This is a genomic window from Streptomyces sp. GL_148 (assembly GCF_057834205.1).
The window spans coordinates 2681641-2698184 of sequence record NZ_CM174396.1; the positions used below are offsets into that span (position 1 = coordinate 2681641).

Here is a 16544-nt window from a genome sequence, read left to right on the forward strand (position 1 = left end):
CATCGTGTTGTACGGCTTTACGAAACGTTGACCCCGAAGTCTAGAGCGATGCCGCGGAGCCCCGACGCGTACCCCTGCCCCACCGCACGGAACTTCCATTCGCCCCCGTACCGGTAGACCTCGCCGAAGATCATCGCGGTCTCGCTGGAGGCGTCCTCGGAGAGGTCGTAGCGGGCCAGTTCCTGACCGTCCGCCTCGTTCACCACGCGGATGAAGGCGTTGCTGACCTGGCCGAAGCTCTGCCGGCGGGCCTCGGCCTCGTGGATCGAGACGGGGAAGACGATCTTGTCCACGCCGGCCGGGACCTTGCTGAGGTCGACGATGATCGACTCGTCGTCGCCGTCACCCTCGCCGGTGAGGTTGTCACCCGTGTGTTCGACAGAGCCCTCGGGGCTCGTCAGGTTGTTGTAGAAGACGAAGTACTCGTCCCCGAGCACCCGGGCGTTGCTGCACAGCAGTGCGCTGGCGTCGAGGTCGAAGTCGGCGCCCGTGGTCGAGCGCGCGTCCCATCCGAGGCCGATCAGAACCCGGGTGAGGTTCGGTGCGGCTTTGGAGAGGGAGACATTGCCCCCCTTGGCGAGTGTGACGCCCATGTTGTGGTCCTCCCCGGACGACGGTGGCGATGTGGCGGTACGGCGTGTAGCCCTGCGGCGGTATGGCCCTGCGGCGGTGCGGCCGTGCGGGCCCGGTGGGGCCGTAAAGCCGGTCCGGCGCCGTACACACGAGTGCACGGCGCCGGACGGATGGAACGACTGCTCTGGTCGAGCAGGCTCAGACGTTGACGCCGAAGTCCTGCGCGATGCCGCGCAGGCCCGAGGCGTAGCCCTGGCCGATGGCGCGGAACTTCCACTCGGCGCCGTTGCGGTAGAGCTCGCCGAAGACCATGGCGGTCTCGGTCGAGGCGTCCTCCGACAGGTCGTAGCGGGCGAGCTCGGTGTTGTCGGCCTGGTTCACGACGCGGATGTACGCGTTGCGGACCTGGCCGAAGCTCTGCTGGCGGCTCTCGGCCTCGTAGATCGAGACCGGGAAGACGATCTTGGCCACGTCGGCGGGCACGCCGGCGAGGTTGACCTTGATCGCCTCGTCGTCGCCCTCGCCCTCACCGGTGGTGTTGTCACCGGTGTGCTCGACCGAGCCGTCGGGGCTCTTCAGGTTGTTGAAGAAGACGAAGTTCGCGTCGCCGGTGACCTTGCCCTGCTCGTTGGCCAGGATCGCGCTGGCGTCGAGGTCGAAGTCGACGCCGGTGGTGGTGCGAGCGTCCCAGCCCAGACCGACGATGACCGCGGTCAGGTTCGGCGCGGCCTTGGACAGCGAGACGTTGCCGCCCTTGCTGAGGCTGACTCCCACGGGTCCTCCATAAGGTTTTGTGTGGGGCGGGGCCCCGTCGTGCGGTTGCTACCGGATCAACGTTTCGATCCTAGTGACGGGTTCCCGCCTGTACGGGCTTATTCGACGCGAACGTGCCACGAGCCTGCGGCACGGACGCGGTGGCCGGATCGGCCGGCTCAGAGGCTGTCGAGAGCCTTGATGTACTCGTTCAGGTCACGCGCGTCGGGCAGCCCGTTGACGACGGTCCAGCGCACGATGCCGTCCCGGTCGATGACGAAGGTGCCGCGCACCGCGCAGCCCTTCTCCTCGTCGAAGACCCCGTAGGCGCGGGAGGCCTCCCCGTGCGGCCAGAAGTCCGACAGCAGCGGGTACTCCAGCCCCTCCTGCTCGGCGAAGACGCGCAGGGTCGGTACGGAGTCGTTGGAGACCGCGAGGAGCTGCACGTCGTCGTTCTGGAAGCGCGGCAGCTGGTCGCGCAGCTCGCAGAGCTCGCCGGTGCAGACACCGGTGAAGGCGAAGGGGTAGAAGAGCAGCACGACGGCCTTCTCCCCCCGGAAGTCGGAGAGCCGCACGACCCTGCCGTGGTTGTCCTTGAGCTCGAAGTCCGGGGCCTTGCTGCCGACCTCGATCGCCATCTGTCGCATCCCTTCGTCCCGCATCCCTGCGTTGGGCTGTTCGGGTGATCCCAGCTTATGGGTCCGCTCGTGGGTCCTCCGCGCGTCCGGCCCCGGTCGGCCCGCCGCGCAACGCACGCACCCCGCCCACCGGGAAGCATCCGGCGAACGGGGTGCGTGTGTCCGCATGGCTGCGGGGCGCGGCTCAGCGCTTGGACTTGGCCGTCTTCGGAGTCGCCAGCTTGGTGGCGGTCCACTCCTTGCCGACGGGGAGACCCTTGGCCAGCGAGAGGCCGGCGGTCTCGGCGGCCTCGCTGATGTCACTGGCCTCGACGAAACCGTCCTTGCCGGTCTTGGGAGTCACCAGCAGGATCAGTGCGCCGTCCTCGACCAGCTCGGTCGCATCGACCAGGGCGTCCGTCAGGTCGCCGTCGTCCTCCCGGAACCACAGCAGAACCGCGTCTGCGACATCGTCGTAGTCCTCATCGACGAGTTCGGTGACGTGACCCTCTACGGCATCACGGAATTCCTGATCGACGTCGTCGTCGTAGCCGATCTCCTGGACCACCTGTTCGGACTGGAAACCCAGCCTGGCGGCCAGGTTCTCCGCGTGGTCCGCGGTCGCGCTCACGGGGTGCCTCCTGCTCATGTTCGGTGAATGTTCTTCGGCGGCGCGCGTACGCGCAGCATTGGGCGTAGTCCACACGGGCGCGGCGGATCGCGCAAGTACCCGGCCGCCGAGACCGTCGAAACGGTGACGATTGCGGCCGTCTCGCCGCAACTTTCAGCCCTTCCGGATGTACCCCTGGTGATTCATCCCACACCATTCCACCTCATTCGGCACGGCCTCGGGACTTTCGCACCTGTTTGAGGGACGAACGACCTTGCGAAGGGGGTGATCGACTTGGGCGTAAGGTTGCGGTTTGGGCGTTGTCGTCGCCACCGCCGGCACAATCCCTCCACACTCCAGGGATTACCCAGCGGTAAAGATGACGATTTCTTCCGAGCGTAAGACCATGGGAGGCGGCGAACCCCAAGGCACGACTCCCCCGACAGCGAAGGAACAGCGTGGCTTCCGCATCCGATCGCAATCCGATCATCATTGGTGGCCTGCCGAGTCAGGTACCGGACTTCGATCCGGAAGAGACGCAGGAGTGGCTCGACTCCCTGGACGCCGCGGTCGACGAGCGGGGCCGTGAGCGTGCCCGCTACCTGATGCTGCGGCTGATGGAGCGGGCCCGCGAGAAGCGCGTGGCCGTGCCGGAGATGCGCTCCACGGACTACGTCAACACGATCGCCACCAAGGACGAGCCCTTCTTCCCCGGCAACGAGGAGATCGAGCGCAAGGTCCTCAACGCCACCCGGTGGAACGCGGCCGTCATGGTCTCGCGCGCCCAGCGCCCGGGGATCGGCGTCGGCGGTCACATCGCCACCTTCGCCTCCTCCGCCTCCCTCTACGACGTGGGCTTCAACCACTTCTTCCGGGGCAAGGACGAGGGCGACGGCGGCGACCAGATCTTCTTCCAGGGCCACGCCTCGCCCGGGATCTACGCCCGCGCCTACCTCCTGGACCGGCTCTCCGAGCAGCAGCTCGACGCGTTCCGCCAGGAGAAGTCGAAGGCCCCGTACGGCCTCTCCAGCTACCCGCACCCGCGGCTCATGCCGGACTTCTGGGAGTTCCCGACCGTCTCGATGGGCCTCGGCCCGCTCGGCGCGATCTACCAGGCCCGGATGAACCGGTACATGGAGGCCCGCGGGATCGCGGACACGTCCAAGTCACACGTTTGGGCGTACCTCGGCGACGGCGAGATGGACGAGCCCGAGTCGCTCGGCCAGCTCTCGATCGCGGCCCGCGAGCACCTCGACAACCTGACCTTCGTCGTCAACTGCAACCTGCAGCGCCTCGACGGCCCGGTCCGCGGCAACGGCAAGATCATGCAGGAGCTGGAGTCGCAGTTCCGCGGCGCCGGCTGGAACGTCATCAAGCTGATCTGGGACCGCTCCTGGGACCCGCTGCTGGCCCAGGACCGCGACGGCATCCTGGTCAACAAGATGAACACCACGCCCGACGGGCAGTTCCAGACGTACGCGACCGAGTCCGGCGCGTACATCCGCGACCACTTCTTCGGCGACGACCACCGGCTGCGCGCGATGGTCGAGAACATGACCGACCAGCAGATCCAGCACCTGGGCCGCGGCGGCCACGACCACAAGAAGGTCTACGCGGCGTACGCGGCGGCCAAGGCCCACAAGGGCCAGCCGACGGTGATCCTCGCGCAGACGGTCAAGGGCTGGACCCTGGGCCCGAACTTCGAGGGCCGCAACGCGACCCACCAGATGAAGAAGCTGACGGCCGACGACCTCAAGCGCTTCCGCGACCGTCTGCACATCCCGATCACGGACGCCCAGCTGGAGGACGGCGCGCCGCCGTACTACCACCCGGGCCGCAACTCCCCCGAGATCCAGTACATGCACGACCGCCGCAGCGCGCTCGGCGGTTACGTGCCGACCCGCGTGGTGCGCGCGAAGCCGCTCCAGCTGCCGGGCGACGCCACGTACGCGGCCGCCAAGAAGGGCTCGGGCCAGCAGTCGATCGCCACCACCATGGCCTTCGTCCGCATCCTGAAGGACCTGATGCGGGACAAGGAGATCGGCAAGCGCTTCGTGCTGATCGCCCCCGACGAGTACCGCACCTTCGGCATGGACGCGTTCTTCCCGAGCGCCAAGATCTACAACCCGCTGGGCCAGCAGTACGAGGCGGTCGACCGCGACCTGCTGCTCGCGTACAAGGAGTCGCCGACCGGCCAGATGCTGCACGACGGCATCTCGGAGGCGGGCTGCACGGCCTCGCTGATCGCCGCGGGTTCGGCGTACGCGACGCACGGCGAGCCGCTGATCCCGGTCTACGTCTTCTACTCGATGTTCGGTTTCCAGCGCACGGGTGACCAGTTCTGGCAGATGGCGGACCAGCTGGCGCGCGGTTTCGTCCTCGGCGCGACCGCCGGCCGGACCACCCTGACGGGTGAGGGCCTGCAGCACGCCGACGGCCACTCCCAGCTGCTGGCCTCGACCAACCCGGGCTGTGTGGCGTACGACCCGGCGTACGGGTACGAGATCGCGCACATCGTCAAGGACGGTCTGCGGCGCATGTACGGCCCCGACGCCGAGGACGTCTTCTACTACCTGACGGTCTACAACGAGCCCATCCAGCACCCGGCCGAGCCGGCCGGCGTGGACGTGGACGGCATCCTGCGCGGTATCCACCGGATCTCCGAGGGCACCTCGGGAGCCGTCGGGGCGCAGATCATGGCCTCGGGCGTGGCGGTGCCCTGGGCGCTGGAGGCGCAGCGGATCCTGGCCGCCGAGTGGAACGTCAAGGCGGACGTCTGGTCGGCGACCTCCTGGAACGAGCTGCGCCGCGAGGCCGTCGCCGTGGAGGAGCACAACCTGCTCCACCCGGAGGAGGAGCAGCGCGTCCCGTACGTGACCAGCAAGCTGTCGGGCGCGCAGGGTCCGTTCGTGGCGGTCTCCGACTGGATGCGGGCGGTCCCGGACCAGATCTCGCGCTGGGTTCCCGGCAAGTACACCTCGCTGGGCGCGGACGGCTTCGGCTTCGCGGACACGCGGGGCGCGGCCCGGCGCTTCTTCCACATCGACGCGCAGTCGGTGGTCCTCTCGGTGCTGACCGAGCTGGCCAAGGAAGGCAAGATCGACCGCTCGGCGCTGAAGCAGGCGATCGACCGGTACCAGCTGCTGGACGTCCGGGCGGCCGACCCGGGCGCGGCCGGGGGCGACGCGTAGCCGTCACTTCCGGTGAGGGGCGCTGGGACACCTGTCCCGGCGCCCCTTACTCATTCCTTACGATGCTCCGCATGAAGCAACCCTCTCCCCAGGCGCGGTGGGAGCGCCGGACGCAGACCCCGCTGCTCGTGCTCGCCCTGGGTTTCGCCGTGGCCTACGCGGTGCCCATCGTCCTGCCCGACGCGAGCCCGGCCGTGCACAGCGCCTGCCGGCACGCCGAGTGGGTGGTGTGGGCCGCCTTCGCCGCCGACTACCTGGTCCGGCTGGGCCTGGCGCGGTCGAAGAGGGGCTTCGTACGGACCCACTGGCTGGACCTGGTGGCGGTGGTGCTGCCGATGGTCCAGCCGCTGCGACTGCTGCGCGTGGTCTCCACCCTGATGCTGGTGGGCCGGCGGGCGCGGATGGCCCCGCAGATCCGGCTCACCACCTACGTGGCGGGCTCGGTGGTCGGGCTGCTGATGTTCGGCTCGCTCGCGGTGCTGAGCGTGGAGCGGGACGCCCCCGACGGCAACATCAGGAACCTCGGGGACGCCCTGTGGTGGTCGGTGACCACGATGACGACGGTCGGGTACGGGGACCACTCCCCCACCACCGGGCTCGGCCGGCTGCTGGCGGTGGGGCTGATGCTGTCCGGGATCGCGCTGCTGGGTGTGGTGACCGCCAACATCGCGGCCTGGTTCATCTCCCGCTTCGAGCGCGACGACCAAGTGGAGCGCGCCCAGACGGCGGCGATCTCCGAACTGACGGCAGAGGTACGGGCGCTGCGCGCCGAGGTCGCCCGGCTCGGCGGCCCCGGCGGAGCCGCCGGGCTCGGCGCAGTCCCCGCGCCCGCCGGGCCCGCCCGGGAGCCCGGCCCGGGCGCGGGCATCGGCACCCAGGACGGGCCGGTCCAGACGGGCGGCGGCGCCGTCAGCGCTCCCACACCTTGAACGCCCTGACCTGGTAGGGCGACTGGGGCAGCCACACCCCGTCGCCCGGGTAGGTCTGGAACTCACCGGTCTCGGCGCATTCGGCCGACTGGTAGGTGGTGACCGGGCGGCCGGTCCGGTTCGTGAGGGACTGCGCCGTGGTCCCGGCGGGCAGGGCGGTGCAGCTGTTGATGTCGAGGGTGCTGAGCTCGTGGGTCGTGCGGGCGCCCTTGAACTCCGGCTTCGCCCACAGGCACAGCTGCCCGGTGGCGCAGGCCCCGAGCGCGGGCGGCCCGGCGGCCCGCCCCTTCGTCCGCCCCTTCGTCCGCCCGGAGGCACGTACCGGAGCCGGAGCGTCGGCGCGGGAAGGGGTCTGGGCGCGGGAAGGGGCCTGTACCGGGGGCCGGCCCGCCGCGTGGGCGGATTCCGCGGTGCCCGGGATCAGCAGGGTGGCGGCGAGAACGGTGGCCGTGGCGGCGGTGCGCCCGGAGAAAGTGGTGTTCCACGTACGCATGACGGGTCAACTCCTGGTGGACGTATGGGCCCCGGACCGTTTCCGGAGCTCCGTCGGCACCACGCTGACCTGCGCGGACGTCCCGGCGGAAGGGGTCGCGAGCGGGTCCACCCTGATAGGCGACAGCCCCGCCGGATCCCCCGGCGGGGCTGCTGCGGCCCCGGAGTTGACGCCTCCGCGACCACCGTGACCGCCACGACCGCCCGGTCCGCGGCACAGCGCCAGCGGGGCACTGTGCGGGGCCGGGCGGCCGGGGCGGGGCTAGATGTGGGCCGCGCCCGCCCCCGCCTCCGCGTTCTCGCCGCGCTTCGTGAAGCCGGCCACGACCGCGGCGAGTACCGCGACCACGCCCGCGACGGTGAAGGCGGTGCTCATCCCTGACACGAACGTGTCGTTGGCGACCCCCGTGATGGTCGCCGCGAGGCGCTCGGGAGCGTCCGGCGGGATCGGGGAGATGCCGACCTGGATGCCCTTCTCCGCGAGGTCCGCCTGCTCCGGGGTGAGCGGCGGCAGCCCGGCCCCGGCCCAGTTGTCCTCGAAGACGCTGCCGACCTTGCTCGCCATGACCGCGCCGAGCACGGCCGTGCCCAGGCTGCCGCCGACCTGCATGGCGGCCTGCTGGAGCCCGCCGGCCACGCCCGAGAGCTCCAGCGGGGCGTTGCCGACGATGACCTCGGTGGCGCCGACCATGACGGGCGCGAGCCCGAGGCCCATCAGGGCGAACCAGAGCGACATGGTGAGGGTGGAGGTGCCCGGGGTCAGCTGGGACATCCCGAAGCAGGCGACGGCGGTGGCGACCATGCCCGCGACGAGCGGCAGCCGCGGGCCGACCTTGGTGATGGCGAAGCCCGCCAGCGGCGATCCGACGATCATCATCCCGGTCAGCGGCAGCAGGTGCAGGCCGCTGTCGACGGGGCTCATGCCGTGGACGTTCTGCAGGTAGAAGGTGACGAAGAACAGCCCGCCCATGAAGGCGAAGGCCATCAGGACCATCAGCACCGTGCCCGCGGACAGCGGCAGCGAGCGGAACATCCCGAGCGGGATCAGCGGCTCGGAGACGGAGTTCTCCCAGAGGGCGAAGGCCACGAAGCACAGCACGGACCCGCCGAGGAAGGCGAGCGTCTTGGTGTCGCCCCAGCCCCACTCCGAGGCCTTGATCAGCGCCCAGATCAGCGAGAACATCCCCACCGACAGCAGCAGGATGCCCAGTACGTCGAAGGAGCGCGGGGCGTTCTCGGCCCGGTGGTCGACCAGGATGAACAGGCCGAAGGCGAGCGCGAGGATGCCGACGGGCACGTTGATGAAGAAGACGGACTGCCAGCTCACGTTCTCGACGAGCAGGCCGCCGACGATCGGCCCGGCGGCGGTCGAGGCACCGATGACCATGCCCCAGATGCCGATGGCCATGTTGAGCTTCTCGGCCGGGAAGGTCGCGCGCAGCAGGCCCAGCGCGGCGGGCATCAGCAGCGCTCCGAAGACGCCCTGCGCGACGCGGAAGCCGATGACGAGCTCGACTCCACTGGAGAGGCCGATGGCCGCCGAGGAGACGGCGAAACCGGCGATGCCGATGAGGAAGGTCTGGCGGTGGCCGAAGCGGTCGCCGAGCTTGCCCGCGGTGATCAGGGAGACCGCGAGGGCGAGCAGGTAGCCGTTGGTGATCCACTGGACGTCGGCGAGCGAGGCGCCGAGGTCCTTCTGGATGGCCGGGTTGGCGACGGCGACGATCGTCCCGTCGAGGGTGACCATCATGACGCCGATCGCGACGGCGAACAGGGTGAGCCACGGGTGGCCCCGGAGGCCCGTACGGACCGGCGAGGGGTCCGGTTCCTTGCTGAGCGAGAGCGCGTCCTCGCCGTCGACGGTGATCTGACTAGTCATACGGACAGGCTAGTGACAGCGACTGACACTTCACAGGCCGGTTCGTCAGACAGCCACTGTCAGGTCCGTCACAGGTACCCTGACCGCCGTGATGACCGATCAGCGGCCCGCGTCCGCACCGCCGGCCGGACTGCGCGAGCGCAAGAAACAGCGCACGCGCGACGCACTGCTGCGCGCGGCCCTCCTCCTCTTCATCGCCCAGGGGTACGAGGAGACGACCGTCGACGAGATCACCGACGCCGTGGACGTCTCCCAGCGCACCTTCTTCCGCTACTTCGCCAACAAGGAAGAGGTCGCCTTCGCCGTCCAGGACCTGGTCGAATCGCACTTCGTCGCGGCGCTGCGCTCCCGCCCGCCCGCCGAGGGCCCCTTCGAGGCGATGCGCTCGGCCGTGCTCGACGCCTGGGACACCGTCGACGAGGCCATTTCGGACCTGGTCCCCATCGACCTGTACATGCGCAGCTACCGGCTGATCGAGTCCACCCCGGCCCTGCTCGCCGTGCACCTGCGCCGCTCCACCGAGCTGGAGGAACAGATCGCCCGGCTGATAGCCGAGCGCGAGGGCCTGGACGTGGACGCCGACCCGCGCCCCCGGGTGGCCGTCGCCGCCTTCACGGGCGTGATGCGCGTCACCGGCCGGCTCTGGGGACAGGGCGAGGACATCAGCGTGGCCACCATCCGGCGGATGACCGAGGTCTACCTCGACCAGATCGGCCCGGCGCTGGCCGCCGACTGGCGCCGGCCCGCCTGACCTGCGCGGCCGTCTCCCGGCCGGGCCGAGATCCGGTACGGGCACGGGCGCCCGCGCGCGCAGGTGCCGTACGGGCGCACCCGCCGGCGGGGCGTCCCACGGTCGGCGGTGACTCCCGTCACCCGGCGCGCATGCAGCCGCCGCGGTCTCCTAGGCTGGACGCAGTGAACCTGCCCGGCCCCGCCCCCACCCTCTCCGCCGACGCCCCCGCGCGTCCGGCCGCCCTGCGCGCCCTGCTCGCGCTGGCGGTGGTCTTCCTGATGCTCACGACCACGGGCTGGACCGCCGTCTACCGGCCCGCGAGCGAGGCGTCCCCGCGCGAGGCCGCGCTCGCCTCCTGGGCCGGGGCGCGCTTCGAGGGCAGGGCCCTGCCCGCCGCCGATGCCCCGGCACCCGTGGTGGCACGTTTCTTCGCGCGCCTCGACGGTGCCCAGCGCGCCCGGCTCACCGAGGGCCACCCGCTCGTGGTCGGCAACCTCGACGGCGCGCCGCCCGGCGTCCGCTACCGGGCCAACCGGATGGCCCTGCAGCAGGCCGCGCGGGTCGAGGCCACCCACGCGCACGACATCACGCTGGCTCCCGCCGACCGCGCCACCGCGGCCCGCCGCTCCCACCGATTCGAGTCCCTCGCCGAGCCCGGCCGGCAGATCCTCGTCTTCGACCCCACCGGCGGCGCCCTCGTCGCCGAGGTCTTCGGCGACCTCGGCGAGGCCCGCCGGATCTCGGTGATCGTCCCCGGGGTCGACACCGACGCGCTCACCTTCGAGCGCACGGTGCGCCGGCTGACCTCCCCCGTCGGCATGGCGCAGTCCCTCTACGAAGCCGAGCGCGCGGCCGACCCGGCCGGCCGGACCGCGGTCATCGCCTGGGCCGGCTACACCGCCCCGACCGGGGTCGGCATGGACGCGGCGACCGGGCGGCTGGCGATGGACGGCGCGGCCCGGCTGCGTTCGCTGACCTCCGCGCTGCCCGGACGGGCGAGCGTGGCGCTGTTCTGCCACAGCTACGGCTCGGTGGTGTGCGGGGTGGCCGCGCACGAACTGCCGCACCGGGTCACGGACATCGTGGTGGCGGGCAGCCCCGGAATGCGCGCTTCGAACGCCGCCGAGCTGGACACCCCGGCGCGAGTGTGGGCGATGCGGGACGCCGGTGACTGGATCGCCGACGTGCCCCACCTGGAGTTCGGGGGCCTGGGCCACGGCGCGGATCCGGTCTCCGAGGAGTTCGGCGCGCGGGTCCTTTCGGCGGCCGGAGCCAAGAGCCACACCGGCTACTTCGAGCCAGGGACCGAATCCCTGGACAACTTCGCCAAAATCGGAACCGGTGCGTTCGGTTCCACGGTGTGCGCCGCCGGGGACGACACGTGCCGACGCGGTACATCCGGTACGGAAGGCTCCTGACCCGCTCGGCCGACCCGAAATCGGACCTCACAGCGGGGGGACGCACGGGGGTGCGTCCCTTTACGATGTGCCGCATGGGTGACGTACTGGCCGGAAACCATGCCGTCTGGGAGTTCGACCGCACCACGAACTCGCTCATCATCCGCTTCGCACGGGGGATGCGAACGCCCAGACTCTGGCACGCCCTGGGGGAACGACGGATTCCCCTCGAGGCGTTGTCCGGGGTGGGCCTGACCGTGGGACGGCGGGACACCGTGGTGCTGCACGCCCGCGTGCGGGTGGGAGCGGACCCGCTGATGGAGGCCGCGGCGGGGCAGTTGAGAGAAGCCTGCGATCCGTACCGGCTGGTGCTGCCGGGAGGCGGCGGCGGGTCCGGGCGGGCCGCGGCCTTCACCGAGGCCCTGCGCGAGCGGCTGGGGCCGGCCGGGCCGGCCGAGCGGTTCCTGGTCTGCGTCCCGGAGCCGCCGGCCACGCTGAAGGCGTACGACGCCCGGCTCGCCTTCGACGGCGGCGCCGTCACCTTCCGCTGGTCGCGCACCGGGGCCACCAGCGCCAAGTGGAAGGCGGGCGACCAGCGGTATCCGGTGGCCGCCCTGACCGGGCTGGTCTGGCACTCCCCGGAACGGCCCGGCGGGCACCTGCGGCTGGTGCCCCGCGAGGGCGCCGGGGATCCCCGGCCGGACCACGATCTCGCCTCCGCGGTCTTCGGCGTGGGGTACGGAGCCGTGCACGAGTCGCTGCCGTTCGCGGCGGGGCTCCTCGCGGCGCTGCGGGCGCGGGCGCCGGTCGCCTCCGGCGCGGGGGTGCCCGGGCCTCGATCCTGGGAGCGGATCCAGCACCTTGCCGAGCTGCACAGTGCGGGGCTCCTCACGGACGCCGAGTACCGGGCCCTACGCGACCGCTTCACAGCCGGGGCCTGACCCTGCGGGGCTTTCCCCGCACCCCTGCCCCCCTGGGGCTCCGCCCCAGACCCCGGTCCTCAAACGCCGGACGGCTGAAAGGACTACCCCTCGCGCGCCGCCGAGGTCGAGCTCATGTCCGGGTAGCGGTCGCCCGCGACCCCCGCGGCGATCGGTTCCAGCAAGGCGAGTTCCGCGGGCGTCAGCGTGATGCGGGCCGCCGCGGTGTTCTCCGCGAGGCGGGAGGGCTTGCGGGTGCCCGGGATCGGGACGACCGTCAGGCCGTGGACCGACGCCCGCTGGTGCACCCACGCCAGGGCGATCTGCGCCGGCGTGGCCCCGCGGACCGCCGCGATCTCCCGTACCGGCGTCAGCAGCGCCCCGTTCGCCTTCGCGTTGTCCCCCGTGAACCGGGGCTGGTACTGCCGGAAGTCATCGGCCGTCAGGTCCGCCGACGCGTCCGCGAACGCCCCGGTCAGGAAGCCGCGGCCGAGCGGGGAGTACGCCACGAAGGCCACGCCGAGCTCCGCCGCCGCGCCCACCGCGCTGCGCTCCACGTCCCGGCTGAACAGCGACCACTCCGACTGGAGCGCCGCGATCGGGTGCACCGCGTGCGCCTCGCGCAGCTCGGCTCCGGTCACCTCGCTGAGCCCGAGGTGGCGCACCTTGCCCTCCTGCACCAGCTCCGCCATCGCGCCCACCGACTCGGCGAGGGGAACGGCCGGATCGCGCCGGTGCATGTAGTAGAGGTCGATGACCTCGGTGCCCAGCCTGCGCAGGCTGTCCTCGACCGCGCCGCGGAGGTACGCGCGGTCGTTGCGGACCCCCCGGTACAGCGGGTCGTCCGTCCGCTCGATGGCGAACTTCGTGGCGAGGGTGATCCGGTCGCGGTGCGCGGCCACGAAGGGCGCGAGGAACTCCTCGTTGGCTCCCCGTCCGTAGACGTCGGCGGTGTCGAAGAGGGTGACCCCGGCGGCCAGCGCCGCGTCCAGGGTCTGCCGGGCGGCCGCCTCGTCGGTGTCCCCGTAGAACTCGCTCATGCCCATGCAGCCGAGCCCCTGGACGCCCACCAGCGGGCCGCCCTTGCCCAGTTCGGCCTGCTCGAGCCCAACGGTGCCACCGGTCATGTCCGGTCTCCCTCTCCCGCGACGGCGGTGCACATCGCATACGTATCGATCTTGTAGTCCAGGACCGCGAGCGCGTCGGTCAGTTCCGCGATCCGCGTGCGCACCTCGTCGCGCGTGCGCTCCAGCAGTTCGCGCCGGTCGTCGGCGGTGTGCGGGCCCTGACGGACGAGTTCGGCGTACCGGACCATGTCCGCCACGGACATGCCGGTGGTGCGCAACTTGCCGACGAAGCCCAGCCAGACGAGGTCCTTGTCGGTGAACCGCCGCTGCCCCGAGTGGGAGCGGTCCACGTGCGGCATGAGGCCGATCCGCTCGTACCAGCGCAAGGTGTGCTGGGTCAGACCGGTCCGGGCCTCGACCTCGCTGATCGTGTACCGCGTCTGCGTCTGCAGGGGGGCCTGCAGGGGGGTCTGCGTCGGGCTCATGGCTCCACGCTAAATCCTTGGAGTGCACTCCAAGCAAGTACCCTCGGCCGCATGGAGAGCTTGCAGAGTCTGCGCATCATCGAGAACTGGCCGGTTCCGACCGCCGCCGCGGCCGTCGTCCACGCCGACGGGACCGTGCTCGGCGCCCACGGCCCGGTGGACCACCGCTTCCCGCTGGCCTCCGTCACCAAGCCGCTCGCCGCCTACGCCGCCCTCGTCGCCTACGAGGAGGGCGCGATCGAGCTGGACGAGCCGGCCGGGCCCCAGGGTTCCACCGTGCGCCACCTGCTCGCCCACACCAGCGGCCTGGCCTTCGACGAGCACCGGGTGACGGCCCCTCCCGGGCAGCGCCGGCTGTACTCCAACGCCGGCTTCGAAGAGCTCGGCGACCACATCGCGAAGGCCACCGGAATCCCCTTCGCCGCGTACCTGGCCGAGGCCGTCTTCGAGCCGCTGGGCATGGCGTCGAGCAGCCTGGAGGGGTCTCCCGCCAAGGACGGGGTCTCCACCGTCTCCGACCTCCTGCGCTTCGCCGCCGAGCTGCAGCAGCCGCGGCTGCTGGACCTGCGCACCGTCGCCGCGGCCACCTCCGTGGTCCACCCCGGGCTCAAGGGCGTCCTCCCCGGCTACGGCCACCAGTCCCCCAACGACTGGGGGCTCGGCCTGGAGATCCGCGACGGGAAGGCCCCGCACTGGACGGGCGCCGGTTCCTCGCCGCGCACCTTCGGGCACTTCGGGCAGGCCGGGACCTTCCTGTGGGTGGACCCGGACGCCCGCGCCGCCTGCGTGGCGCTGACGGACCGCGCCTTCGGCCCGTGGGCCGTGGAGGCCTGGCCCCCGTTCACCGACGCGGTGCTCGCGGAGCTCAGGACCCGCTGAGGCCACCGGCCCGCCTACGAAAACTCCCAGATCAGCACCTCGGCCGGGGATCCGGCGACCAGCTCCAGCTCCCCCTCGCCGGTGATCCGCGCCGAGTCCCCGGGGCTGAGCTCCCCGTCCTCCCCGGCGGCCCCGTCCTCCCGGGCGGCCCCGCCGTCCAGCCGCAGGTCTCCCCGTACGACGTGCAGGTACACCCGCGCGGCGGCCGGTACGGCCACCCGCTCGCCCGCGCCCGGACGCCGTACGTGCAGTACGGCACCGGCCGCGGGCACGGCGTAGGGCGTGCTGTCGGCGATCCCCCTGACCAGCGCGTACGTGGGCTCCCCGGCCGGGTCGGCCGGGGCCAGCCACATCTGGACGAAGCGCAGCGGCCCGGGGCCGTCGTTGCGTTCCACGTGCCGGGTCCCGGACGCCGCGCCGAGGTGCTGTACGTCACCGGGCCGCACCAGGGTGGCGGCGCCCGTGGCGTCCCGGTGGGTGAGCTCACCCTCGGCCACCCAGGTCACGATCTCGGTGTGGCTGTGGGGGTGCTCGTCGAAGCCGGCGCCGGGGGCGAGGCTTTCCTCGTTGCACGCCATGACCGGGCCGAACCGCAGGTTGTCCGGGTCATAGTGCGCGCCGAAGGAGAAGGCGTGCCGGGTGGTGATCCCGGCACCGGGGTCCCCGCCCTCGTACCGGTCGGAGCCTCGGCGTACATCAATCATGGGGGCCACCGTAGCCCCCGGGGCGCGGCCCGGGATGGGACCGGACTCCGCACAGCCGTCCCGATAAGGCAGTCTTGTCACGTGCCCCAACCCGAACGTGAGCATTCACCCGCGGCCCACCCCGCGCATCCGGCTCCGCCCCATCCGCACGCCGCGACGCTGCGACGGCTGGAGAAGTCCTCCGGCCGGCTCGCCGCCAACGCCATCGCGCGCATGGACGAGACGCTGTCGTGGTACCGGGCGATGCCGCCGGAGAACCGGTCGTGGATCGGTCTGGTCGCCCAGGCCGGCATCGCCGCGTTCACCGAGTGGTTCCGGCATCCGGATACCGCGCAGGCGATCTCCACCGATGTCTTCGGGACGGCTCCGCGCGAGCTGACCCGGGCGATCACTCTGCGTCAGACCGTCGAGATGGTGCGCACCACGATCGAGGTCATGGAGACCGCGATCGACGAGGTCGCGGCGCCCGGCGACGAGTCGATCCTGCGCGAGGCCCTGCTGGTGTACGCCCGGGAGATCGCCTTCGCGACCGCCCAGGTCTATGCCCAGGCCGCCGAGGCGCGGGGCGCGTGGGACGCCCGGCTGGAGTCCCTCGTGGTCAACGCGGTGCTGTCCGGAGAGGCCGACGAGGGTGCGCTGTCGCGGGCCGCGGCCCTCGGCTGGAACTCCCCCGAGCACGTGTGCGTGGTGCTGGGAACGGCTCCGGAGGGCGACAGCGAGCTGACGGTCGAGGCGATCCGGCGGGCCGCCCGCCACCACAAGCTGCAGGTCCTCACGGGTGTGCTGGGCGACCGGCTCGTGGTCATCGCGGGCGGCAGCGACAATCCGATGCAGGTGGCGAAGTCGCTGATCGGGCCGTTCGCGGCGGGTGCGGTGGTCGCCGGACCGGTGGTCCCGGACCTGCTGAACGCCACGAAATCGGCGCAGGCGGCCGCGGCCGGGCTCAAGGCCTGCACGGCGTGGCAGGACGCTCCCAGGCCGGTCCTCGCGGACGATCTCCTGCCCGAACGTGCGATCGCCTCCGACCCTTCGGCCCGAGAGCAGTTGGTGGAGGAGATCTACAGACCGCTCGAAGAGGCCGGCTCGGCCCTGCTGGAAACGCTGAGTGTCTATTTGGAGCAGGCGAGCAGTCTCGAAGGCGCGGCCCGGATGCTGTTCGTGCACCCCAACACCGTGCGCTACCGGCTGCGACGTGTGACGGACGTCACCGGCTGGTCGCCCTCCGATGTCCGTTCCGCGTTCACGCTGAGGATCGCTTTGATCCTCGGGCGTCTGGCCGACGGCGATCCTCAGTCCTAAGCTTTTGTCGGACATC

At 71.5% G+C, this 16544-nt stretch carries 16 protein-coding genes; 7 read left to right on the forward strand and 9 right to left on the reverse strand.

What is annotated here, in order from left to right; all coding sequences use genetic code 11:
• Positions 1 to 17 precede the first annotated feature (17 nt).
• The 4 genes from AC3IYI_RS12390 to AC3IYI_RS12405 form a co-directional block, all read right to left on the reverse strand.
• On the reverse strand, positions 18 to 593 hold the full coding sequence (locus tag AC3IYI_RS12390; protein WP_489410221.1) for a TerD family protein: 576 nt from the start codon (positions 591 to 593) through the stop codon (positions 18 to 20).
• A 178-nt stretch (positions 594 to 771) separates the two neighbouring features.
• Positions 772 to 1347: a TerD family protein gene (locus tag AC3IYI_RS12395; protein WP_489410222.1), complete on the reverse strand. Its 576-nt coding sequence runs from the start codon at positions 1345 to 1347 to the stop codon at positions 772 to 774.
• Positions 1348 to 1505: 158 nt separating this feature from the next.
• Positions 1506 to 1964 (reverse strand): peroxiredoxin, encoded by a 459-nt coding sequence (locus AC3IYI_RS12400; protein WP_243329422.1) that lies wholly within the window; start codon positions 1962 to 1964, stop codon positions 1506 to 1508.
• A gap of 184 nt (positions 1965 to 2148) precedes the next feature.
• On the reverse strand, positions 2149 to 2574 hold the full coding sequence (locus AC3IYI_RS12405; RefSeq protein WP_214957128.1) for a DUF3052 domain-containing protein: 426 nt from the start codon (positions 2572 to 2574) through the stop codon (positions 2149 to 2151).
• A 437-nt stretch (positions 2575 to 3011) separates the two neighbouring features.
• On the opposite strand from AC3IYI_RS12405, the gene aceE reads away from it, so the two are divergent.
• Both aceE and AC3IYI_RS12415 read left to right on the forward strand, forming a co-directional pair.
• On the forward strand, positions 3012 to 5744 hold the full coding sequence (gene aceE, locus AC3IYI_RS12410; RefSeq protein WP_489410223.1) for a pyruvate dehydrogenase (acetyl-transferring), homodimeric type: 2733 nt from the start codon (positions 3012 to 3014) through the stop codon (positions 5742 to 5744).
• A gap of 71 nt (positions 5745 to 5815) precedes the next feature.
• Positions 5816 to 6673 (forward strand): potassium channel family protein, encoded by an 858-nt coding sequence (locus AC3IYI_RS12415; RefSeq protein WP_489410224.1) that lies wholly within the window; start codon positions 5816 to 5818, stop codon positions 6671 to 6673.
• Here the strand turns inward: AC3IYI_RS12415 and AC3IYI_RS12420 are convergent.
• Both AC3IYI_RS12420 and AC3IYI_RS12425 read right to left on the reverse strand, forming a co-directional pair.
• Positions 6654 to 7166 carry a peptidase inhibitor family I36 protein gene (locus AC3IYI_RS12420; RefSeq protein WP_489410225.1) on the reverse strand — a complete coding sequence of 171 codons (513 nt, stop codon included), beginning with the start codon at positions 7164 to 7166 and terminating at the stop codon, positions 6654 to 6656. The genes AC3IYI_RS12415 and AC3IYI_RS12420 overlap by 20 nt on opposite strands.
• A gap of 261 nt (positions 7167 to 7427) precedes the next feature.
• Entirely contained in the window at positions 7428 to 9044 is a 1617-nt protein-coding gene (locus AC3IYI_RS12425) for an MFS transporter (protein ID WP_489410226.1), read from the reverse strand.
• A gap of 91 nt (positions 9045 to 9135) precedes the next feature.
• Here AC3IYI_RS12425 and AC3IYI_RS12430 point away from each other — a divergent pair, with 91 nt between their 5' ends.
• The 3 genes from AC3IYI_RS12430 (at position 9136) to AC3IYI_RS12440 (ending at position 12115) form a co-directional block, all read left to right on the forward strand.
• Complete coding sequence (locus AC3IYI_RS12430) at positions 9136 to 9795, forward strand: TetR family transcriptional regulator (protein ID WP_489411515.1); 660 nt, start codon at positions 9136 to 9138, stop codon at positions 9793 to 9795.
• Positions 9796 to 10055: 260 nt separating this feature from the next.
• Entirely contained in the window at positions 10056 to 11195 is a 1140-nt protein-coding gene (locus tag AC3IYI_RS12435; RefSeq protein ID WP_489411516.1) for an alpha/beta hydrolase, read from the forward strand.
• A gap of 74 nt (positions 11196 to 11269) precedes the next feature.
• On the forward strand, positions 11270 to 12115 hold the full coding sequence (locus AC3IYI_RS12440; RefSeq protein ID WP_489410227.1) for a DUF4429 domain-containing protein: 846 nt from the start codon (positions 11270 to 11272) through the stop codon (positions 12113 to 12115).
• A gap of 83 nt (positions 12116 to 12198) precedes the next feature.
• Here AC3IYI_RS12440 and AC3IYI_RS12445 read toward each other — a convergent pair whose 3' ends face one another.
• Positions 12199 to 13221: an aldo/keto reductase gene (locus AC3IYI_RS12445; protein ID WP_489410228.1), complete on the reverse strand. Its 1023-nt coding sequence runs from the start codon at positions 13219 to 13221 to the stop codon at positions 12199 to 12201.
• On the reverse strand, positions 13218 to 13646 hold the full coding sequence (locus AC3IYI_RS12450; protein ID WP_489410229.1) for a MerR family transcriptional regulator: 429 nt from the start codon (positions 13644 to 13646) through the stop codon (positions 13218 to 13220). The genes AC3IYI_RS12445 and AC3IYI_RS12450 overlap by 4 nt, the downstream gene beginning before the upstream one ends.
• Before the next feature lie 51 nt (positions 13647 to 13697).
• On the opposite strand from AC3IYI_RS12450, the gene AC3IYI_RS12455 reads away from it, so the two are divergent.
• A complete protein-coding gene (locus tag AC3IYI_RS12455; RefSeq protein ID WP_489410230.1) occupies positions 13698 to 14525 on the forward strand; it encodes a serine hydrolase domain-containing protein in 828 nt (275 codons plus the stop codon).
• A 14-nt stretch (positions 14526 to 14539) separates the two neighbouring features.
• Here the strand turns inward: AC3IYI_RS12455 and AC3IYI_RS12460 are convergent, their stop codons facing one another.
• Entirely contained in the window at positions 14540 to 15229 is a 690-nt protein-coding gene (locus AC3IYI_RS12460) for a pirin family protein (protein ID WP_489410231.1), read from the reverse strand.
• Between the two features lie 81 nt (positions 15230 to 15310).
• Between AC3IYI_RS12460 and AC3IYI_RS12465 the strand changes: the two genes are divergently transcribed.
• Positions 15311 to 16528 (forward strand): PucR family transcriptional regulator, encoded by a 1218-nt coding sequence (locus tag AC3IYI_RS12465; RefSeq protein ID WP_489410232.1) that lies wholly within the window; start codon positions 15311 to 15313, stop codon positions 16526 to 16528.
• Positions 16529 to 16544 lie beyond the last annotated feature (16 nt).